The sequence below is a fragment of the Sphingobium sp. FW306-1B-F04DB genome (genome assembly GCF_058781925.1).
Genome location: NZ_JBYSXE010000019.1, coordinates 24,081 through 43,549, shown reverse-complemented (window position 1 = coordinate 43,549; position 19,469 = coordinate 24,081). Strand labels below are relative to the sequence as shown.

Below are 19,469 nucleotides of genomic sequence, written 5' to 3'. Positions count from 1 at the left end.
GGGGGTGTCGAGTTGATTTGAAACGCCAAAGGTCAGTAAGGTCAGTGATGCCGGGAAAATCGCGTCGATCACAGACGCTGTTTTGATTGAGCCGGTCGATCAGTGCCGCACGATCCTGCATCGATCCCTGTTCCGATAGCGAGGGCGGCACGATGTCAGGGAACGGCAATGTAGGACAGCGTTTTTTGGTGATTACGAAACCCTCCCCGGGCAGCAGCGCCCGGGAAGAATCGGATAACTGGATCAATCGCCCGCGCGTTGCGCCTTGTCCTGCGTCGCAGCGAAGGCGTTGCCGAAGAAGCTGCCGGCATACCAGCGCGGCGCGGTGGGGGCGTCCGCGATCTCCTTCGCGATCCCATAATTGATCTTCGCGAATTTGGCGCTCGCCTCCCAGTTGAAGGGCAGGTCGATCTGATCGCTGACGCGGTGATAATGCGTCGCGAGGAAGCTCTGGAACGCCTTTTCGCCGCCATTGGCGAAGCCCGTCATAAGGAAGATCGAGGGGATTCCCTGCTGGACGAAGCGGTAGTGATCCGAGCGCGTGAACAGGCCTTCCTCGGGCAGCGGATCGGGCGAGAGCTTGACGCCCGCACTTTCCGCGGCCTTTTCGGTGATCGGGCCGAGCGTCGAATGCTCCGCGCCAAAGGCGATGACGTCGGTGAAGTCGTAGAGCAGAATCGGCATATCGAGGTTGACGACGCCGACGACCTTCCCGTCCTTGGCGAGCGGATGCTGCGCTAGATATTCGGAACCCAGCAGCCCGTCTTCCTCGGCAGTGACCGCGGCGAATACGACCGAACGTTTGGGCCTTTCGGGCGCGGCCGCCATTGCACGTGCCACCTCGAGCATCGTCGCGACGCCCGCGGCATTGTCCATCGCGCCGTTGTAGATCTTGTCGCCGTCCTTGCCGTTGTCCTTGACACCCTCATGGTCGAGATGCGCCATCAGCAGGACATATTCATGCGCCAGTGCGGGGTCCGATCCCGGCAGCACCGCCACGACATTGGGGCTGGTGAAACGGCGCTGTTCGACCTCGCGCTCCATCTTCACCGTCGGTTTCAGCACGAAACCCTTTGGCTTGCCGCCCTTCTTGTCGGCCTGCGCCAGAATGGCGGGCAGCGCTTTGGGTGCGCCCTGGAACAGCGCCTGTGCCGCGGGGGTGTTGAGCGTCGCGCTGAAGCGGATGCCCGGCGTTGCGCTGTGCGGCTTGCCCGATGCGTCGGCCCAGGCGATGTCGGGTTCGCCAGCGAACTGCACCGTCCGCGCCCAGGGGCGCGCCTTCTGCCGTTCGAGCGTCTGGATCGAGATCATGCCGATCGCGCCGTGCGCCGCGGCCATCCTGGCCTTTTCGGACGCGAGATGCGCGCCGATCTCGCTTGGCGTGCCCTTGGGCGATCCGCTCAGCACCGCAACGATCTTGCCGCGGACGTCGAGTCCCGCATAGTCGTCGAAGCCGAGCTCGGGCTTGTCGAGCCCGAAGCCGACGAAGACCACCTGGCCTTCCACACTGTCACGCGTGTCGCCGCCCTTGGCACCGATCAGCACGTCGCCCGCATTGGGGAAGCGCGTGCCGCCGATCGTCAGCGCGGCGCTGTCCTTGGCCTTGAGCTTCATCTCGACAAAGGGCACCTGCTGATACCAGCCGCCCTCGGCCGCAGGCTTCAGGCCGAGCGCCTCGAAGTGAGATGCCACATAATGCGCGGCGATGTCGTAGCCGCGCGTACCTGCGTCACGCCCTTCGAGCAGGTCGTCCGCCAGAAATTCGACATGCGCGCGGACGGCTTCGGGCCTGAATTCGGGCGTGCTGTCCGATTGCGCGATCGCCGCGGTGGAAGCCGATGCCAGCGCCAGTGCCGCTGCGATTGTCCGAAATTGCATTGCATGTCCTTGTGATGGCGTGTCCGATCGCGTGAGGCGTATCGCATATCCGGGGATGGAGAAAGGTGCAGCTGAAACGAATTCGCGCGGCGGATAACAGCGACGGGGAGGGGATGTGATGGGCGGCATGTCGGCTTCGTCGGCGCCCGTTGGCGCTTTGCAGAAGCGCCGCTTGTCAGTGAGATGGCGGCTGCTATGGTCCCGGCAGGTTCCGAAAAAGGATGTCTTGATGCGTCATATGCTTGCCGGCCTCTTCGCCGTGCCCCTGATCGCACTGTCTTCGTTCCCCGCAACCGCCCAGACCAGCGAGCCGACCCCGGTTCCGGTCAGCACGCTCATCCAGAAGGTCGATATTCCCTATCAGGCCTTCACGCTCGCCAACGGGCTGCGCGTGCTCGTCCATACCGACCGCAAGGCGCCGATCGTCGCGGTGTCGGTATGGTACGATGTCGGATCGAAGCACGAGCCCAAGGGCAAAACGGGCTTTGCGCATCTTTTCGAGCATCTGATGTTCAACGGGTCGGAGAACGCGCCGGGCGATTTCTTCGAGCCGCTCCAGCAGGTCGGCGCCACCGACTTCAACGGCACCACCTGGTTCGACCGCACCAACTATTTCGAAACGGTGCCGGCCGCCGCGCTCGAGCGCGCGCTGTTCCTCGAATCCGATCGCATGGGGCATCTGCTCGGCGCGGTGACGCAGGACAAGCTGACCAACCAGATCGGCGTCGTCCAGAACGAAAAGCGCCAGGGCGACAACCAGCCCTATGGCCTGGTCGAATATGCGCAGATCGCGGCGATGCTGCCCGCCGATCACCCCTATGGCCATTCGACGATCGGCTCGATGGCCGATCTCGACGCCGCCAGCCTCGAGGACGTGAAGAACTGGTTCCGCCAGCATTACGGCCCCAACAACGCGATCCTCGTGCTTGCGGGCGATATCGACGTCGCGACCGCAAAGCCGATGGTCGAGAAATATTTCGGCGACATCGCGCGCGGCCCCGAGCAGGGTAAGGTGAACACGCCGATCCCGACGCTGGCCAGCCGCAAGGACGAGGTGATGAAGGACCGCGTCGCGACGACGCGGATCTATCGCGACTGGATCGTGCCGGGCCTCAACGATCCCGATGCGGTGCCGCTTTCGGTCGGCGCAACCGTACTCGGCGGGCTCGCCAGCTCGCGGCTCGACAACATCCTCGTGCGCGACGAAAAGCTCGCGGTGCGTGTTTCGGCGGACCTCCAGCAATTCGCGCAGCTGAGCATGTTCGAGGTTCAGGTCGACGTGAAGCCGGGCGTCGACGCCGCGATGGTTTCGAAACGGCTCGACGCGATCCTCGCCGACTATTTCAGGAACGGCCCGACCGCTGAAGAGGTGAAGCGCGTCGCGACGCGGACCGTGGCGAGCCGGATTTCAGGGCTTGAATCGGTCGGCGGCTTCGGCGGCAAGGCGGTCGCACTGGCCGAGGGGGAACTCTATTCGGACGACGCAGACTTCTACAAGAAGCAGCTCGCGGCCTATGCGGCAGCGACGCCCGCGCAGGTAACGGCGGCGATGCAGAAATGGCTGGGCCGCCCGGTCTATGCGCTGAGCGTGGTGCCCGGCGAGCGCGATCCCTATGAAGAGGCCAAGGCGTCGCGGGGCGGCTTCGCGCCCGCCTATTATCGCGCGCCGAAGAAGGGCGAGAAGCCGATGGCTGCGCCCTCGAAGATTCCCGCCGAGGCCGCGCCCGCACGCGCGCCAGCGGTCGATCGCTCGAAGCTGCCCGATGTCGGCCCGATCGCCGACCTCGACTTCCCGACGGTGACGCGCGCCAAGCTCTCCAACGGCATCCAGATCATCTATGCGCACCGCGACGCGGTGCCGATCACGCAGGTGTCGATGAGCTTCGACGCGGGCAATGCTGCGGATCCCAAGGCCAAGCTCGGCACGCAGTCGCTGATGCTTGCGCTGCTCGACGAGGGGACGAAGACGCTCAACTCGGTGCAGATCGCGGAGCGGCAGGAAATCCTCGGCGCCACGATCAGCAACTATGCGTCGATGGACCGGACGATGGTCAACCTCTTCGCGCTGTCGGACAATCTGGCGCCCTCGCTCGACCTCTATGGCGACATCATCAGGAACCCGGCCTTCGCGCCGGCCGAGGTCGAGCGTCTGCGCGTCCAGCAGCTCGCGCGCATCTCCGACGAGATGACGCAGCCGCAGGGCCTTGCGCTCCGCACGCTGCCGCCGCTGCTCTATGGCGCGCAGCATCCCTATGGCGTGCCGTTTACCGGCACGGGCGATCCCAAGGCCGTGGCGAAGGTCAGCCGCAAGGACCTCACCGCATTCCACGGCGCCTGGTTCCGGCCTGAAAAGGCGACGATCTTCGTCGTGAGCGACCAGCCGCTGGAGACGATAACGCCACTGCTCGAGCAGCACTTCGGGAAGTGGAAGGCCAAGGGCAAGCCCGGCAAGAAGGACTTCGGCGCCGCAATTCCTGCACCGCAGCCGCGCATCGTGCTGGTCGACCGCAAGGATTCGCCGCAGTCGCTGATCCTCGGCGGCGAGATTCTTCCGCTCAAGGGCACCGAGGAGATCACGACGCTGCTTTCCGCCAATGATGTGCTCGGCGGCAATTTCCTGTCGCGGATCAACATGGACCTGCGCGAGACCAAGGGCTGGTCCTATGGCGTGCGCGCGCAGGTCAACCGCGTGGTCGAGCAGGTGCCCTATCTCGTCTTCGCGCCGGTCCAGGCCGACAAGACGGGCCCCTCGGTCAAGGCGCTGCAGGAACAGATGGCGGCTTTCCTGACCAACAAGGGCGTGACGCCCGAGGAACTCGAGCGCACCAAGAACGGCAGCATCCGCGAACTGCCCGGCAGCTACGAGACCGCCGCCGATGTTCTCGGCGGGATGCAGCGCAATGTGCTTTACCAGCGGTCGGACGACTATTACGACACGCTCGCGGCGCGCTATCGCGCGATGACCGCCGCCGATCTCGACAAGGCCGCGCGCGATGCGATCAAGGCGGACCGGATGCTCTGGGTGGTGGTCGGCGATGCCGACAAGGTACGCAGCCAGCTTGACGCGCTGGGGCTGCCGGTCGAGGTCGTGCCGTCGGCACAGTGATTGTTATGAACCAAGGGAGGATTTGACATGGCCAATGTGGACGGCGCCTGGGATTGCGTGATCAAGTCGCCGCTGGGCGACCAGAAGGCCGTGCTGACGGTGAACAGCAGCGGCAACGCCTTCAACGGCACGATGACGGGCGCGATGGGCGCGATGGAGATCGAGGATGGCACGATCGACGGCGACACGATCAGCTGGAAGATGAACATCAAGGTGCCGATGCCGATGACGCTCGATTGCAGCGCGAAGGTTGACGGCGACACGATCGCCGGCAGCGCGGGCGCGGGTGCGTTCGGCAGCTTCCCGCTGACGGGGACGCGCCAGGCCTGATCGGACTTATTCCTCACGTCACCCCAGCGAAAGCTGGGGTCTGCCATCGGATCAAGCGCGATCTCGTTGGCAGATGCCAGCGTTCGCTGGCATGACGGTTGGGGAATATCAGAAGGTATAGGCGACGCCGATCGCGCCGATCCACTGGTCGGCATCGCCCGCTTCGCTGACGATCGGGCTGCGCTTGAAGTCGCCGAGCAGCCTTGAATAACTGCCCACCGCGAAGAGCGACCAGCCGGTGCGCAGGTCGCCCGAGAGCGACTGCGCGCCGAGCAGGTTGAAGGTGATGTTCTTGAACCCGCCTTCGGCGTCGAAGGGCGACAGCCCGCTCGCCGCCGCGCCCGCGGGGCTGACGCTGAAATAGTAGCGCGCATAGCGGTCGCCGACATAGTCGGCGGAAACGCCGATCCCGACATAAGTCTGCTTGCTGAGCGGTGTGCCGTATTCGATCGCTGGGGTGATGACATAGCTTTCGTGCGCGCCCGCGACGTCGGCGCTGAACGCCACGCGGAACGCCAGCGTGTCATAGGCGCTGGTAATCACCCCCGTCTTGGCAATGCCGACAAAGGCGCCGACCTCGATCGCCGGATCGAGCTTGCCGAGCGCGCGGACCTGATCGTCCTTGATGCTCGTCACGCGGCTGAGCCGCACCGCTGCCACGGGGCCGAAGGAGAGATCGAGCGTTTCGTCCGCCGGCTCGGAGATGCCATCGACAAACAGCTGGAGACCGCGCGTGAAGAAGCGATAGCCCTCGACCTGACCGCGTGCCTGCGCGCCGGGGAAGACGATATAGTCGTCCGATCCTTCGTAGGAGGGGCCATAAACGACACCGGCGCCGACCGTGACCGTGTCGTCCTCGCGCGCCAGCGCGGGCGATGCCGCGCACAGGGCGAAGACGGGCAACATGAGCAGGCGGATCGTTTGGACGGTCATGCAACGGCTCCCTTTTGTCGGCGTTACGCAACAGAAACGTGGCGCGAGGTCAATTAGTTGCGGTTTGCCCGTCAGAGCAGGTAGCGCATCCGCACGGTCTGACGCGTCATTCCCGCACCGATCGCGAAACGCACCGCAACAAAACGCGGTGGCCCGAAGCCGATCGCGGGGTTGCGCGAGAAGCCGAATCCCTCGCGAGGGATGCCCGCGACGCTATCCAGCTTCGCATTGCCGTTCTCGTCATGGATCACCGCAATCGCATAATCTGCTACAGGGAGCGCATCGAAGCGCGTACGTGGCTGATCGGCCGCGATCGAGCGCGTGATTGCGCCAGGATCGCCCTTGCAGTCGGGAAAATGCGCGGAGCTGGTCGTCAGGCAGATCCGGATCAGGCCCTTGCTCGAGCGCAGCTTCTCGAATTCGAGCTCAAGCGACCCCGTCCCGGTCGCGCCGCCCAGCGTCAACATCATCAGCGCCGTGATCGCGATCCGGCAAGTCAAAGTCTCCAAGCCCCTGATCGGTGCCGCACAGTCGATCCCAGACACGGAAATAGAGCCCATAGTTGCACCTGTATTGCTGATGGTGCCGCTGATGATGGCTCGCGGTGATCAGCAAGCCCCCCAAAGACCCGGAATGGACGAAGCGCGGAAATATCTCCCACCCCATATGGTTGGTCACACCCATAACCGTCATGATCGCCAGCACAAGCGCCAGCGCACCGACATGGATGGGGACGAGGAAGACCAGCGCAGGAATGACGACGGCGCCGGTGATCGCCTCTGCCGGATGAAAGCTCATCGCCGCCCAGGCGGTGGGCGGGCGGCTCTGGTGGTGGACTGCGTGCGCGATGCGGAACAGCCACGGACGGTGCATCCAGCGATGCGTCCAGTAGAACCACGCATCGTGCAGCGCGAGGTAGAGCAGCACCGATAGCGCCCAGTACCAGAACGGCCGGTCGCCGACGTCCCAATAGACCTGCGTCCAGCCGCGGTTCTGCCAGCCCCATGCGACGATGCCCGCGGGAATGCCGTAGATTGCGGCGCTTGCGAGCGACCAGCCAATCTCGCGGCGCATCTGCGCGTCGAGCCCGGAATAGAGGCCGCGATGCATGATCCGCGTTACGAGCGCGAAGCCGCCGCTCGCAGCCAGATAACGCGCACCGACGATCAGCGTCATCGCAAACGCCGAGAGCGCAATGGCGAGCGCCGCGTCCATCGCCTCAGCGCGGCACGAGCAGTTCGATCGCATCGGCGGCGATCGCTTCGAGCGTTTCGCGCGGGGCGCCCGCGCGTGCCCGGACGGCAAGCGAGTGCAGTACCGATCCGACGAGCCGCGCGCGTGCCGCGCCGTCGGAGGCGCCGCGCGCGACGAACCATAAAGCTATACGCGCATCGATGAGGGCGACGAGATGATCGAGCGCGGCGCGGATATCGGCGTCCATCACTGCTTCGGCCGGCGCGGTGCCGATGGCGAGGCAGCCGCGCGCCCCGTGGGGACCGGCGAGGTAGCTCGCGATCGACGCGGCGAAGAGCATCGCGACCGAATCGCGCAGGTCGGGCGCGGCGGCGTCTATCCGGTCGAAAATACGTGCCGTGCCGTCATGCACGCGCGCGAGTGCGGCGAGGTACATCGCCTTCTTGTCGCCATAGGCGGCATAGAGGCTGGGGCGGTTGAGCCCCGTCGCCTCGGCGATCGCATCGAGCGAAGTCGCCGAATAACCGCCATCGCGAAACCGGTCCGCGACGATGGTGAGCATCGCCTCGGCGTTGAAGCTGCGCGGACGCCCGCGGGCTGGCTTGATCAATGTTTTTACTCGTTCGCGGACTTACTCGGGATCGCCACTTTTCTGCGAAGCGATACAGAATGCAAGCGCGCGTCGGTCAGTGCTTCACCCTGTGCGCCACAGCGACGATGACGCCGCCGATGGCGAGGCCGATGATCCCCGCGCCGATCGCGCCCACCGCCCATTCGACGAGACCCTGCGCGACGGGCGTCGCATGCGCGGCCACTTCAGCACTGTGGTGGATGAAGTGCGGGATCGTGGTCAGGCCATATTCCTCGATCCCGTGAACGATGATCCCGCCACCGACCCAGATCATCGCCGCCGTGCCGATCGTCGACAGCGCGGAGAGCAGCGTGGGCATCGCCTTCACGAGGCCACGGCCGATGCTGCGCGCGAGCGCTGCGGGCTTTTCGGCGAGATGGAGGCCGATATCGTCCATCTTCACGATCATCGCGACGACGCCGTATACACCAACGGTCACGAGGATGCCGACGAGCGCGAGCACGACGGCCTGTGTCCAGATCGGCCGCTCCGCCACATCGGCGAGCGCGATCGCCATGATTTCGGCGGAAAGGATGAAGTCAGTGCGGATCGCGCCCGCCACCTTTTGCTGTTCGAGATGCGCGGGGTCGTCGACCTCTTCTCCGGCTTCGGCGGGACCGGCCTCGTCATGGCCAAACACTGCCTCGATCACCTTTTCGGCGCCCTCGAAGCAGAGATAGGCGCCGCCCAGCATCAGCAGCGGCGTAATCGCCCAATCTGCGAAGGCGCTGAGCAGCAGCGCGGCGGGCAGCAGGAAGACGAGCTTGTTTCTGAGCGAGCCCAGCGCGATGCGCCAGATCATCGGCAGTTCGCGATCGGGATGGAAGCCGACGACATAGCGCGGGGTCACCGCGGTATCGTCGATCACGACGCCCGCCGCCTTGGTGCCCGCCTTGCCCGCCGCCGCCGAAACGTCGTCGACCGAGGCCGCGGCCAGCTTGGCGATGCCCGCAACGTCGTCGAGCAGGGCTGCAAGTCCCGATGGCATGATGTTCCTGATCCCCTTTTTCCGCCCGGTCGCCGCAAAGTCGCGCGGCGCGACTCCAGCCCTTTGAGCTTTCTCAAAAAGCTCTGTAGGGCCGGGGCCAAATGCCTAGCAAGATATCCTGTGACATTGCGATTGTTGGTGGCGGCCTGGCGGGCTCGCTGATCGCGCTCGCGCTGCATGCGCGGCGGCCCGGGCTCGACGTCCGGCTGATCGAGGCGAGCCCCGTGATCGGCGGCGACCATATCTGGTCCTTTTTCGGCAGCGACGTCGCGCCCGAGCACCGCGCGCTCATCGCCCCCGCGGTTGCATATATGTGGGGCGGGCATGAGGTCGCCTTTCCCGCGCACCGCCGGCGCCTGGGCGAGCGTTATTATGCGATCCTGTCGGAAACGCTCGACCGGCACGTCCGCGCGACCTTGCCGCGAAAGGCGCTGATGACCGAGCGCCGTGTCGCTGCGCTGACGCGGACCAGCGTCGTACTGGCGGGAGGGGATCGCGTGCGCGCGCAGGGCGTAATCGATGCGCGCGGCGCCGCCGACTTCTCGGCACTCGATCTCGGCTGGCAGAAGTTCCTTGGGCAGGAGCTGGTGCTCACCGATCCACACCACCGCGACCACCCGATGGTGATGGACGCGACGGTGCCACAGGACGACGGCTATCGCTTCGTCTACACCCTGCCCTTCGCCGAGGAACGCATCTTCGTCGAGGATACCTATTATGCCGACCGGCCCGATCTCGACAGCACCACGCTGCGCAGGCGGATCGCCGACTATGCGGGCGCACAGGGCTGGCGCGTGGATCATGTCGCACGGGAGGAAACCGGCGTGTTGCCCGTCTGCATGGGGGGCGATTTCGAACGCTATTGGGACATGGGGGGCACGCAGGTGCCCAAGGCCGGGATGCGCGCCGCGCTGTTCCATCCGGCTACGGGCTATTCGCTTCCCGACGCGGTCAGGACCGCGATCCTCGTCGCGGATCTTGCGGATTTCGAGGGCGAGGCGCTGCACGACCGCCTTTTCGAACATGCGCGCGATATATGGCGCGACCGGCGCTTCTACCGGTTGCTCAACACCATGCTTTTCCGCGCGGCCGAGCCTGCGCAGCGCTACCGAATCCTTGAACGCTTCTACCGGCTTGATCCCGCGCTGATATCCCGCTTCTATGCCGCGCGCTCGACGGCGCTGGACAAGCTGCGGATCCTCAGCGGGAAGCCGCCGGTGTCCGTCCGCCGGGCGATCGCGGCGATCAGGGAGAAACGCGCTTGAGCCTGGGCGGAAAGAGGGCGGCAGTTATCGGGGCGGGGTTCGGCGGGCTGGCGCTGGCGATCCGGCTGCAATCAGCGGGGGTCGAAACCACGATCATCGAGGCGCGCGACAAGCCGGGCGGGCGCGCCTATTACTGGGAAAGGGACGGCTTCACCTTCGATGCCGGCCCCACCGTGATCACCGATCCACGCTGCCTGATCGAGCTCTGGGCGCTTTCGGGACGCTCGATGTCGGATGACGTGACGCTCGAACCCGTCTCGCCCTTTTACCGGCTCAACTGGCCCGACGGCACGCAGTTCGACTATTCGAACGACGAGGCCCAGCTGCGCGCCGAGATCGCGCGGCTCAATCCGATGGATCTGCAGGGTTACGAGAAATTCCTCGACTATTCGGCGGGGGTTCATGCCGAGGGCTATGAGAAGCTGGGCGCGACGGCCTTTCTCGACCTCGCGTCGATGGCACGCGCGGCGCCCGCGCTCATCCGCCATCAGGCCTGGCGTTCGGTCTATTCGATCGTCGCGCAGTTCGTGCAGAACGAGAAGCTGCGCGAGGCGCTGAGCTTCCACACGCTGCTCGTCGGGGGCAATCCGATGACGACGAGCGCGATCTATGCGCTGATCCACACGATCGAGAAAAAGGACGGCGTGTGGTTCGCCAAAGGCGGCACCAACCAGCTCGTCGCCGGCATGGTCAGGCATTTCGAGCGGCTCGGCGGCACGCTCAGGCTGGGCGATCCGGTCGCCGAGATCGAGACCGTCGGCGATCGCGTGACGGGCGTGCGGACCGTCAGCGGCTGGCGGATGGATGCCGATGCGGTGGCGAGCAATGCGGACATCGTGCACAGCTATCGCGACCTGCTCGCCGGCAATCGCCGTGGCGCGCGCGTGGCGCAGGCGCTCTCTACCAAGCGTTTCTCGCCCTCGCTGTTCATCGTCCATTTTGGCATCACGGGCACCTGGCCGGGGATTCCGCATCATTCGATCCTGTTCGGCCCACGCTATCGGGAACTGCTTACCGACATTTTCGAGCACGGCGTGCTGAGCGAGGATTTCGCGCTCTATCTCCATCACCCGACGGTGACCGATCCATCGCTCGCGCCCGAAGGCCACTCGACCTTCTACGCGCTCGCCCCCGTGCCCCACCTAGGCAAGCTGCCCGTCGACTGGGCCGAGATCGGCCCGATCCTCGAAAAGCGCATCCTTGACGAGATCGGCCGCCGGCTGATCCCCGATATCCACTCGCGCATCGTGACCAGGTTCCACTATGCGCCGAGCGATTTTGCCGCCGACCTCAACGCGCACCACGGCAGCGCCTTCTCGCTCGAGCCGATCCTGACGCAGAGCGCGTGGTTCCGGACGCATAATCGCGACGATGCGATTTCCAATCTTTACTTCGCGGGCGCGGGCACGCATCCGGGGGCGGGCATTCCGGGCGTCGTCGCGAGCGCCAAGGCCACTGCTGCACTGATGCTGGAGGATTTGAGACGATGACGCGCTTCACGGTGTTCTGCGGGTCGAGCCCGGGTTTCGATCCGATGTACCGCGACGCGGCGGAGGCGCTCGGCCGCGAACTGGCGGAGGCGAGGATCGGGCTCGTCTATGGCGGCGGCAATGTCGGGCTGATGGGCGTGCTCGCCGATGCCGCGATCGAGGCAGGGGGCGAAGTGATCGGCGTGATCCCGCAGGCACTGGTCGAGCGCGAGCTGGCGCATCATGGCTGCACCGAACTGCACATCACCGCCAACATGCACGAGCGCAAGGCGCTGATGGCCGAGCGCGCCGACGGCTTCATCGCGCTGCCCGGCGGGATCGGGACGATGGAGGAAATGTTCGAGGTCTGGACCTGGGGCCAGCTCGGCTATCACCCCAAGCCCTGCGCGCTCGTCAATGTCGGCGGCTATTACGACTCGCTGATTGCCTTCCTCGACGGCATGGTCGTCCGGGGCTTCCTGACGCAGGACCATCGCGACATGCTGATCGTCGCGGAGAGCATTCCCGACCTGATCGACCTGCTCGCCGATTATGTCCCGCCCCAAACGGGCAAATGGATCGGCCGCAAGGACCTTTGACCGGCGCCAGCCGTGAAGCGCTCGTGGCGACCGCGGGCGAGAGTATCGCGCGTGGTTCGCGCTCCTTTGAGCTGGCGAGCCGGCTGTTCGACCGGAGGACACGCGAGCACGCCTGGCTGCTCTATGCCTGGTGCCGCAAATGCGACGATCTCGCCGACGGTCAGGACCATGGCGGCGTGATGGCGCGCGTTGCCGACCCACAGGCGCGGATTGCCGAGATATCGGCAATGACCGAAGCCGCGCTCGCCGGCGAGACTGTCGGGAATCCCGCCTTTGACGGGCTGGGCCATGTCGTCCGCGAATGCGCGATCCCGCACGAGCTGCTGCGCAATCATATCCGCGGCTTCGCAATGGATGCGGCGGACTGGCGGCCGCGCAGCGAGAATGATCTTCTGACCTATTGCTATCAGGTCGCGGGCGTCGTCGGCGTGATGATGGCGCATGTCATGGGGGTGGAGGCCAGCGATATCGACGCGCGCGATCGTGCCGCCGACCTCGGCATCGCCTTCCAGCTCGCCAATATCGCGCGCGACATCGAGGAAGATGACCGTGCCGGGCGCTGCTACCTGCCGCTCGACTGGCTGGTCGAACTCGACATCCCGCCTGGCGAGCAGATGAAGCCGCAGTTCCGGTCAAGGCTTTCGGTGATGGCGAAATGGCTCGCCGAAATGGCCGCCGGGTACGAGGCATCGGCGCGTGCCGGGGCGGCTGGCCTGGATTTTCGCGCGCGCTGGGCAGTGCTCGCCGCGACGGGTATCTATGGCGACATTGCGCGGGGCGTGGCGGCCGGCGGGGACGATGCCTGGGATCACCGGCTGGTGACGTCGCATCGCGCCAAGCTGGGCTGGGTGGTGCGGGCCTTTGCCCAGGCACTGCGCGAGCCGGACGCGCGGCCGTCACGCGAGGGGCTGTGGACGCGGCCAAGGGAGACGAAGCGATGAATGCAAGCCGCATTGAAGCGTTGCAGGTCGACATCACGCGGCTCGAGGTCGACGCGATCGTCAACGCCGCCAATTCGAGCCTGCTTGGCGGCGGCGGTGTCGACGGGGCCATCCACCGTGCGGCGGGCCCCGATCTGCTCGCCGAATGCGCCGCGCTCGGTGGCTGCCCGACGGGCGAGGCGCGGATCACCCGTGGCTATCGTCTTCCCGCGCGCCATGTGATCCACACCGTCGGCCCGGTCTGGCGGGGCGGAGGGGCTGGGGAGCCCGAGCTTCTCGCATCCTGCTATCGCAACAGCCTTGCGATCGCGGTCGACAGCGGCGTCACCAGCATCGCCTTTCCCGCGATCAGTTGCGGGATCTATGGCTATCCCGTCGATCAGGCGACCGCGATCGCGGTGCGCGAGGTCCGCACCTTTCTCGACGCCGACCCGCAGATCGAGCACCTCATCTTCGCGTGCTTCGGCAATGACGTGCTGAGCGCCTATCGGGATGCGCTGGGCGGCTAGGGCCGCTGCTCGGCGGCATCGGCGAGCCGGCGCCAGTGCCCGAGCGCGCGCCAGAGCAGGAAAACCCCCGCCGCGAGCAATGCTGCGATCGCGATCAGCGCGTATGTGATTGATTCGAGCCAGGGTTCAAGCGGGTTGCGCGGTTGCGATGGTGGCGCGACGAACGCGGGGTCACGCGATGCCCCCGACGCAGTTCCGCGCCGTGGCTCGGGCGAGGCCAGCGGTTTGTGCTCGGTGCCGGCAATGGGATCGGTCGCCCGCTGCGCGGTTTCCATGCCCAGCCGTTGCTCGATACTGCCCGACGGGATCGCGGCGATCGAGCCGATGATCGAGAGGGTCGCGACCATGCTGAGCGCGACGATCGCCGTGCGCGCCAGCCAGTCGAGCGCGCCCTTCACCGCTGCCGCCGTGCCAGTCGGGCCTTGAGCACTGCGGGCCGCGGTGCCCAGAGGAAGCCGAAGCTCACGGTCCCCACACGCGTGTCGACCGCATGGTGGAGGCGATGCGCCTGGATGATCCGCTTCATATAGCCCGAGCGCGGCACGTAGCGATGGGTCACGCGGCGATGCACGATGACGTCGTGAAAGCCGAAATAGATCGCGCCATAGGCGGCGATCCCTGCGCCGATCCAGGTCGCCCAGTCGCCCCAGCCAAGCTGGACGCCGCCCATCAGGAGTACGATCGAGGGGATCGCGAAGATCACCGCATAGAGATCATTCAGCTCCCACGCGCCGGTGCGCGGGTGGTGGTGGCTCTTGTGGAGGAACCAGCCGGGACCGTGCATCACCCAGCGATGCGCGGCATAGGCGATGCCCTCCATCGCGGCGATGGTGGCCAGAAAGAGCAGGATGCCGGCGAACCAGTGCATGAGCGGGATATAGTCGTCATCGGCGCGGGTGTCATTCCCGCTTCCGCGGGCGCTGCACTGTGGCTATGAGCCATGTATGACTCGTATCGCTGCCGTACTCATCCCGCTCCTCGCCCTGTCCGCCTGCACCACGCCCGAGACGCGTTTGCGCAACGGGCTCCAGGATGCCGGTCTTTCGCCCGCGATGGCGACGTGCATGGCCGATCACATGGTCAACGAACTTTCCTTGACCCAGCTAAAGCGCATCCAGTCGCTCGCCAGCCTCAAGGATGATCGTGTCGCCGACCTGTCCGCTACGGAATTCTTGCATAAGGTGCGTGCGTTGCGCGATCCGGAGATACTCGCGGAGACGACCAGGGCGGCGGGGGTCTGCGCACTCGGGCTCTGACTACCCGAAAGCGGGGGGTTTCCTTCGGGGGCCAGCTATGCTTATGCCGCCTGCGACTCTCCCTGTTGCAATGCGGAAAGGCTTGGACCGCCCATGAACATCCACGAATATCAGGCGAAGGAACTGCTCGCGAAGTTCGGCGTGCCGGTTCCCGCGGGCCACGCGGCCCTCTCGGTCGAGGAAGCGGTCGACGCCGCCAAGCAGCTCCCCGGGCCGCTCTACGTCGTGAAGGCGCAGATCCATGCGGGCGGCCGCGGCAAGGGCAAGTTCAAGGAACTCGGCCCCGACGCCAAGGGCGGTGTCCGCCTCGCCAGGACGCTCGACGAGGTGAAGGCGCACGCCGCCGACATGCTCGGCAACACGCTCGTCACCATCCAGACGGGCGAAGCGGGCAAGCAGGTCAATCGCCTGTACGTGACCGACGGCGTCGACATCGAAAAGGAATTCTACCTCGCCGTCCTCGTCGACCGCGCCACCGGTCGCGTCGCGATGGTCGTTTCGACCGAAGGCGGCATGGACATCGAGACCGTCGCGCACGACACGCCCGAGAAGATCCACACGCTCGACATCGACCCGGCCACCGGCTTCATGCCGCACCACGGCCGTGCGGTCGCCGCTGCGCTGGGCCTCACCGGCGACCTCGCCAAGCAGGCGCAGAATGTCGCGGCCAAGCTCTATGACGCGTTCCTCGGCACCGATGCGGCGCAGATCGAGATCAACCCGCTCGCGATCACCGGCGACAACAAGCTGATGGTCCTCGACGCCAAGGTCGGCTTCGACTCGAATGCGCTCTTCCGCCACAAGGACCTGATGGAACTCCGCGACGAGACCGAGGAGGATCCGATGGAGCTCGAGGCGTCGAAGCACGACCTCGCCTATATCAAGCTCGACGGCGATATCGGCTGCATGGTCAATGGCGCGGGCCTTGCCATGGCGACGATGGACATCATCAAATTGAACGGCGCCTTCCCCGCCAACTTCCTCGACGTGGGCGGCGGTGCCAGCAAGGAGAAGGTGACCGCGGCGTTCAAAATCATCCTTTCCGACCCTGCGGTGAAGGGCATCCTCGTCAACATCTTCGGCGGCATCATGCGCTGCGACATCATCGCGGAAGGCATCGTCGCCGCGGCGAAGGAAGTGAACCTCTCGGTGCCGCTGGTCGTCCGCCTCGAGGGCACCAATGTGGCCGAAGGCAAGAAGATCCTGTCCGAATCGGGCCTCCCGATCGTCCCGGCCAACGACTTGGGCGATGCGGCGAAGAAGATCGTGGCAGAGGTGAAGGTGGCGGCGTAGCCGTCATCCCGGACTTGATCCGGGTTTCATGAACACAGAATCGTCCGGAAAGGATCGTGTTCATGGATTCCCGCTTTCGCTGGAATGACGGGAGGATCGAATATCGCTTGAATCTCCTCCCCAGGAAGGTTTGGGCTAATAGGAAAGGCAGACCCATGAAAGTGCTGGTCCCGGTCAAGCGCGTGCTTGACTTTAACGTAAAGCCCCGCGTGAAGGCGGATGGCTCGGGCGTCGATCTGGCGAACGTCAAGATGTCGATGAACCCGTTCGACGAGATCTCGGTCGAGGAAGCGATCCGCCTCAAGGAAAAGGGCGTCGCCGCCGAGATCGTCGTGGTCTCGATCGGTGAGGCCAAGGCGCAGGAAACGCTGCGCACCGCGCTCGCGATGGGTGCGGACCGCGCGATCCTGATCACCGCCGAGGGCGAGGTCGAGCCGCTTGCGGTGGCCAAGCTGCTCGCCAAGATCGTCGAGGCCGAAGCGCCGCAGCTCGTGATCCTTGGCAAGCAGGCGATCGACGATGATTCGAACCAGACCGGCCAGATGCTCGGCGCGCTGCTGGGCTGGGGGCAGGGCACCTTCGCTTCCAAGGTCGAGATCGACGGCGGAAATGCCAAGGTGACGCGCGAGGTCGATGGCGGCCTCGAGACCGTATCGCTCAAGCTCCCCGCGATCGTGACGACCGACCTTCGCCTCAACGAGCCGCGCTACGCGTCGCTTCCCAACATCATGAAGGCCAAGTCCAAGCCGCTCGAGCAGAAGACCCCGGCCGACTACGGCGTTGACGTAGCGCCGCGCCTGAAGACGCTGAAGGTTACCGAACCGCCCGTGCGTCAGGCGGGCGTCAAGGTTGCCGATGTCGATGAACTGGTTGCGAAACTCAAGGCTTTGGGAGTGGCGGCATGAGCGTCCTCGTCCTCGTCGAACATGACAATGCGTCCGTGAAGGACGCGACGCTGGCCGCGGTGACCGCCGCGGGCAAGCTGGGTGAAGTCCATGCGCTGGTCGCAGGCCAGGGCGCCAAGGGCGCCGCGGACGAAGCCGCGAAGATCGCGGGCGTGTCGAAGGTTCTGCTCGCCGATGACGCGGCCTATGGCCATGCGCTCGCCGAGAATGTCGCGCCGCTGGTCGCCGATCTGATGGCCGGCTATGACGCGTTCGTCGTGCCCGCCACCTCGAACGGCAAGAACATCGCGCCGCGCGTCGCAGCACTTCTCGACGTCGCGCAGATCTCGGACATCCTCTCGGTAGAGGGCGCCGATACCTTCACGCGCCCGATCTATGCGGGCAACGCGATCGCGACGGTCCAGTCGTCGGACGCCAAGAAGGTGATCACCGTGCGTGGCACCGCCTTCGACAAGGCCGCCAAGGACGGCGGCTCGGCCGCGGTCGAGGCCGTTTCGGGCAAGGGCGATGCCGGCCTGTCGAGCTTTGTCGGCGCCGAGATCGCCAAGTCCGAGCGCCCCGAGCTGACCTCGGCCAAGGTGATCGTTTCGGGCGGCCGTGCGCTGGGCTCGTCGGAACAGTTCCACGCGATGATCGATCCGCTCGCCGACAAGCTCGGCGCCGCGGTCGGCGCGTCGCGTGCCGCGGTCGACGCGGGCTATGCCCCCAACGACTATCAGGTCGGCCAGACCGGAAAGATCGTCGCCCCCGAAGTCTATGTCGCGGTCGGCATCTCGGGTGCGATCCAGCACCTCGCCGGCATGAAGGATTCGAAGACGATCATCGCCATCAACAAGGACGAGGACGCGCCGATCTTCCAGGTCGCGGACATCGGCCTCGTCGGCGACCTCTTCAAGATTGTGCCCGAGCTCACTCAAAAACTCTGAACTTCATCCGACGATTTTCGTCACGGGAAAGGCCTCGGCGATTGCCGGGGCCTTTTTCGTTGCGCGCTCTGCAATGGTTCCTTCGCACCTGCAAAATACGCATGTGACGGAACTGTTACTGTCCTTGGCAATTATTTCATGTCATGAAAATGTCATGGAGCGAGTCGTGAACCAGCTGCGGACGCACAGCGTCAGCGCGCCCCCGTTGGGGGCGTTGTTGCGTGAGGTGCGCGTGCTTGCCGATCTGCGGCGCGGCTGGCGCTATGGTCCCGCTCTTCCGGTCGAGCATGACGGAAAGCTGAAGCCGGTGATGGTGTTGCCGGGCTTTCTCGCATCCGACGGCGCGACGGTGATGCTGCGCCGCACGCTGCGATCCGCCAATTACATGACCTATGGCTGGGGGCAGGGGCGCAACTTCGGCGTCCGGTCCGATATCCTGGAACGGATAGATCGCCGGATGGATCGAATCGCGCGCGAATGTGGCGAGCCGGTCGCGCTGATCGGATGGAGCCTGGGCGGGCTGATCGCACGCGAATATGCCAAGCATCGGCCCGAGCGCGTATCGCGTGTGGTCACGCTGGGCAGCCCCTTTTCGGGCGACCTGCGCGCCAATCATGCGTGGCGGCTCTATGAGCTGATCAACCGCCATCCGGTCGATCGCACCCCGCTTCCGGTCAACCTGACCGAGAAGCCGCCCGTGCCCACCTTCGCTTTATGGTCGGAGAATGACGGCGTCGTGGCGCCCGCGACGTCGCGCGGTCTGCCGCACGAGCGTGACCATGCGCTTCAGGTCGCTTGCGGCCATATGGGCTTCACGACATCGCCCGACTCGATCGACGCGATATTGAAGGCGCTCGAAGCGTAAGGCCCTTTGGTGTCATTCCCGCGAAAGCGGGAATCCAGTGCGATACCAAACTCAGGCAAGGTCGTCGAAAAGATCGCGCCAGTCCGGATTGTCGCGCTCGATCAGTTCGAGCTTCCACGCGCGGCGCCACTTCTTGATCGCCTTCTCGCGGGCGATGGCGGCGTCGACATCCCCGAACGCCTCGGCATGTACCAGCATCGTCACCCCATATCGCTTGGTGAACCCATCGGCGCGCCCATTGCGATGCTGCCAGATGCGATGCGCGAGCGATCCGGTTACGCCCGCATAGAGTGTGCCGTTGCGGCCGCTGGCCAGGATGTAAACGTGATATGTTTGCCCACGTTGGGCATCGTACTGGATTCCCGCTTTTGCGGGAATGAC

At 65.4% G+C, this 19,469-nt stretch carries 21 protein-coding genes; 12 read left to right on the top strand and 9 right to left on the bottom strand.

Going from position 1 to position 19,469, the window contains the following annotated elements:
- Positions 1 to 243: 243 nt before the first annotated feature.
- Positions 244 to 1,878, bottom strand: coding sequence for a M28 family metallopeptidase (locus AC3WJD_RS10810; RefSeq protein ID WP_492746631.1), 1,635 nt, complete (start codon positions 1,876 to 1,878; stop codon positions 244 to 246).
- Positions 1,879 to 2,107: 229 nt separating this feature from the next.
- Here AC3WJD_RS10810 and AC3WJD_RS10805 point away from each other — a divergent pair, with 229 nt between their 5' ends.
- Together AC3WJD_RS10805 and AC3WJD_RS10800 are read left to right on the top strand one after the other, a co-directional pair.
- Positions 2,108 to 4,984, top strand: coding sequence for a M16 family metallopeptidase (locus tag AC3WJD_RS10805; protein WP_492746630.1), 2,877 nt, complete (start codon positions 2,108 to 2,110; stop codon positions 4,982 to 4,984).
- A gap of 27 nt (positions 4,985 to 5,011) precedes the next feature.
- Positions 5,012 to 5,314 (top strand): hypothetical protein, encoded by a 303-nt coding sequence (locus tag AC3WJD_RS10800; RefSeq protein ID WP_492746629.1) that lies wholly within the window; start codon positions 5,012 to 5,014, stop codon positions 5,312 to 5,314.
- Positions 5,315 to 5,422: 108 nt separating this feature from the next.
- Here AC3WJD_RS10800 and AC3WJD_RS10795 read toward each other — a convergent pair whose 3' ends face one another.
- The 5 genes from AC3WJD_RS10795 to AC3WJD_RS10775 all read right to left on the bottom strand — a co-directional run bounded on the left by AC3WJD_RS10795 (position 5,423) and on the right by AC3WJD_RS10775 (position 9,060).
- Complete coding sequence (locus AC3WJD_RS10795; protein WP_492746628.1) at positions 5,423 to 6,247, bottom strand: MipA/OmpV family protein; 825 nt, start codon at positions 6,245 to 6,247, stop codon at positions 5,423 to 5,425.
- A 71-nt stretch (positions 6,248 to 6,318) separates the two neighbouring features.
- Entirely contained in the window at positions 6,319 to 6,717 is a 399-nt protein-coding gene (locus AC3WJD_RS10790) for a DUF2141 domain-containing protein (protein ID WP_492746627.1), read from the bottom strand.
- On the bottom strand, positions 6,674 to 7,462 hold the full coding sequence (locus AC3WJD_RS10785; RefSeq protein WP_492746647.1) for a sterol desaturase family protein: 789 nt from the start codon (positions 7,460 to 7,462) through the stop codon (positions 6,674 to 6,676). Before AC3WJD_RS10785 ends, AC3WJD_RS10790 begins: the two co-directional genes overlap by 44 nt.
- A gap of 4 nt (positions 7,463 to 7,466) precedes the next feature.
- Entirely contained in the window at positions 7,467 to 8,051 is a 585-nt protein-coding gene (locus AC3WJD_RS10780; RefSeq protein WP_492746626.1) for a TetR/AcrR family transcriptional regulator, read from the bottom strand.
- A 76-nt stretch (positions 8,052 to 8,127) separates the two neighbouring features.
- Entirely contained in the window at positions 8,128 to 9,060 is a 933-nt protein-coding gene (locus AC3WJD_RS10775) for a DUF808 domain-containing protein (protein ID WP_492746625.1), read from the bottom strand.
- A 101-nt stretch (positions 9,061 to 9,161) separates the two neighbouring features.
- On the opposite strand from AC3WJD_RS10775, the gene crtY reads away from it, so the two are divergent.
- From crtY to AC3WJD_RS10750, 5 genes are read left to right on the top strand one after another with little or no spacing between them, the layout of a single operon-like run.
- Complete coding sequence (gene crtY / locus AC3WJD_RS10770) at positions 9,162 to 10,325, top strand: lycopene beta-cyclase CrtY (RefSeq protein WP_492746624.1); 1,164 nt, start codon at positions 9,162 to 9,164, stop codon at positions 10,323 to 10,325.
- On the top strand, positions 10,322 to 11,815 hold the full coding sequence (locus tag AC3WJD_RS10765) for a phytoene desaturase (protein ID WP_492746623.1): 1,494 nt from the start codon (positions 10,322 to 10,324) through the stop codon (positions 11,813 to 11,815). Before crtY ends, AC3WJD_RS10765 begins: the two co-directional genes overlap by 4 nt.
- A complete protein-coding gene (locus tag AC3WJD_RS10760; protein ID WP_492746622.1) occupies positions 11,812 to 12,393 on the top strand; it encodes an LOG family protein in 582 nt (193 codons plus the stop codon). The genes AC3WJD_RS10765 and AC3WJD_RS10760 overlap by 4 nt, the downstream gene beginning before the upstream one ends.
- Entirely contained in the window at positions 12,369 to 13,334 is a 966-nt protein-coding gene (locus AC3WJD_RS10755; protein ID WP_492746621.1) for a phytoene/squalene synthase family protein, read from the top strand. The genes AC3WJD_RS10760 and AC3WJD_RS10755 overlap by 25 nt, the downstream gene beginning before the upstream one ends.
- Positions 13,331 to 13,843: an O-acetyl-ADP-ribose deacetylase gene (locus AC3WJD_RS10750; protein WP_492746620.1), complete on the top strand. Its 513-nt coding sequence runs from the start codon at positions 13,331 to 13,333 to the stop codon at positions 13,841 to 13,843. Before AC3WJD_RS10755 ends, AC3WJD_RS10750 begins: the two co-directional genes overlap by 4 nt.
- Here AC3WJD_RS10750 and AC3WJD_RS10745 read toward each other — a convergent pair.
- Both AC3WJD_RS10745 and AC3WJD_RS10740 read right to left on the bottom strand, forming a co-directional pair.
- Entirely contained in the window at positions 13,840 to 14,241 is a 402-nt protein-coding gene (locus AC3WJD_RS10745) for a hypothetical protein (protein ID WP_492746619.1), read from the bottom strand. The genes AC3WJD_RS10750 and AC3WJD_RS10745 overlap by 4 nt on opposite strands.
- Positions 14,238 to 14,711 carry a sterol desaturase family protein gene (locus AC3WJD_RS10740; protein WP_492746617.1) on the bottom strand — a complete coding sequence of 158 codons (474 nt, stop codon included), beginning with the start codon at positions 14,709 to 14,711 and terminating at the stop codon, positions 14,238 to 14,240. The genes AC3WJD_RS10745 and AC3WJD_RS10740 overlap by 4 nt, the downstream gene beginning before the upstream one ends.
- A gap of 76 nt (positions 14,712 to 14,787) precedes the next feature.
- On the opposite strand from AC3WJD_RS10740, the gene AC3WJD_RS10735 reads away from it, so the two are divergent.
- From AC3WJD_RS10735 to AC3WJD_RS10715, 5 genes are all read left to right on the top strand, one after another.
- Positions 14,788 to 15,099 carry a hypothetical protein gene (locus tag AC3WJD_RS10735; RefSeq protein WP_492746616.1) on the top strand — a complete coding sequence of 104 codons (312 nt, stop codon included), beginning with the start codon at positions 14,788 to 14,790 and terminating at the stop codon, positions 15,097 to 15,099.
- A 93-nt stretch (positions 15,100 to 15,192) separates the two neighbouring features.
- Positions 15,193 to 16,392 carry an ADP-forming succinate--CoA ligase subunit beta gene (sucC, locus tag AC3WJD_RS10730; protein ID WP_492746615.1) on the top strand — a complete coding sequence of 400 codons (1,200 nt, stop codon included), beginning with the start codon at positions 15,193 to 15,195 and terminating at the stop codon, positions 16,390 to 16,392.
- A 155-nt stretch (positions 16,393 to 16,547) separates the two neighbouring features.
- The gene (locus tag AC3WJD_RS10725; protein WP_492746614.1) at positions 16,548 to 17,297 is read left to right on the top strand and encodes an electron transfer flavoprotein subunit beta/FixA family protein; all 750 of its coding nucleotides are present in this window, start codon (positions 16,548 to 16,550) and stop codon (positions 17,295 to 17,297) included.
- Entirely contained in the window at positions 17,294 to 18,223 is a 930-nt protein-coding gene (locus AC3WJD_RS10720; RefSeq protein WP_492746613.1) for an electron transfer flavoprotein subunit alpha/FixB family protein, read from the top strand. The genes AC3WJD_RS10725 and AC3WJD_RS10720 overlap by 4 nt, the downstream gene beginning before the upstream one ends.
- A 166-nt stretch (positions 18,224 to 18,389) precedes the next feature.
- Positions 18,390 to 19,088, top strand: coding sequence for an alpha/beta fold hydrolase (locus AC3WJD_RS10715; protein ID WP_492746612.1), 699 nt, complete (start codon positions 18,390 to 18,392; stop codon positions 19,086 to 19,088).
- Positions 19,089 to 19,139: 51 nt separating this feature from the next.
- On the opposite strand, the gene AC3WJD_RS10710 is transcribed toward AC3WJD_RS10715, so the two are convergent.
- Positions 19,140 to 19,466 carry a GIY-YIG nuclease family protein gene (locus AC3WJD_RS10710; RefSeq protein ID WP_492746646.1) on the bottom strand — a complete coding sequence of 109 codons (327 nt, stop codon included), beginning with the start codon at positions 19,464 to 19,466 and terminating at the stop codon, positions 19,140 to 19,142.
- Between the last annotated feature and the right edge of the window lie 3 nt (positions 19,467 to 19,469).

Coding starts and splice junctions, on each gene's coding strand:
- AC3WJD_RS10755 (WP_492746621.1), top strand. CDS start 12,369: ATGGATCGGCCGCAAGGACCTTTGACCGGCGCCAGCCGTGAAGCGCTC.
- AC3WJD_RS10790 (WP_492746627.1), bottom strand. CDS start 6,717: ATGATGTTGACGCTGGGCGGCGCGACCGGGACGGGGTCGCTTGAGCTC.
- AC3WJD_RS10775 (WP_492746625.1), bottom strand. CDS start 9,060: ATGCCATCGGGACTTGCAGCCCTGCTCGACGACGTTGCGGGCATCGCC.
- AC3WJD_RS10810 (WP_492746631.1), bottom strand. CDS start 1,878: ATGCAATTTCGGACAATCGCAGCGGCACTGGCGCTGGCATCGGCTTCC.
- AC3WJD_RS10740 (WP_492746617.1), bottom strand. CDS start 14,711: ATGCACTGGTTCGCCGGCATCCTGCTCTTTCTGGCCACCATCGCCGCG.
- sucC (WP_492746615.1), top strand. CDS start 15,193: ATGAACATCCACGAATATCAGGCGAAGGAACTGCTCGCGAAGTTCGGC.
- AC3WJD_RS10720 (WP_492746613.1), top strand. CDS start 17,294: ATGAGCGTCCTCGTCCTCGTCGAACATGACAATGCGTCCGTGAAGGAC.
- AC3WJD_RS10735 (WP_492746616.1), top strand. CDS start 14,788: ATGACTCGTATCGCTGCCGTACTCATCCCGCTCCTCGCCCTGTCCGCC.
- AC3WJD_RS10760 (WP_492746622.1), top strand. CDS start 11,812: ATGACGCGCTTCACGGTGTTCTGCGGGTCGAGCCCGGGTTTCGATCCG.
- crtY (WP_492746624.1), top strand. CDS start 9,162: ATGCCTAGCAAGATATCCTGTGACATTGCGATTGTTGGTGGCGGCCTG.
- AC3WJD_RS10795 (WP_492746628.1), bottom strand. CDS start 6,247: ATGACCGTCCAAACGATCCGCCTGCTCATGTTGCCCGTCTTCGCCCTG.
- AC3WJD_RS10725 (WP_492746614.1), top strand. CDS start 16,548: ATGAAAGTGCTGGTCCCGGTCAAGCGCGTGCTTGACTTTAACGTAAAG.
- AC3WJD_RS10800 (WP_492746629.1), top strand. CDS start 5,012: ATGGCCAATGTGGACGGCGCCTGGGATTGCGTGATCAAGTCGCCGCTG.
- AC3WJD_RS10785 (WP_492746647.1), bottom strand. CDS start 7,462: ATGGACGCGGCGCTCGCCATTGCGCTCTCGGCGTTTGCGATGACGCTG.
- AC3WJD_RS10805 (WP_492746630.1), top strand. CDS start 2,108: ATGCGTCATATGCTTGCCGGCCTCTTCGCCGTGCCCCTGATCGCACTG.
- AC3WJD_RS10750 (WP_492746620.1), top strand. CDS start 13,331: ATGAATGCAAGCCGCATTGAAGCGTTGCAGGTCGACATCACGCGGCTC.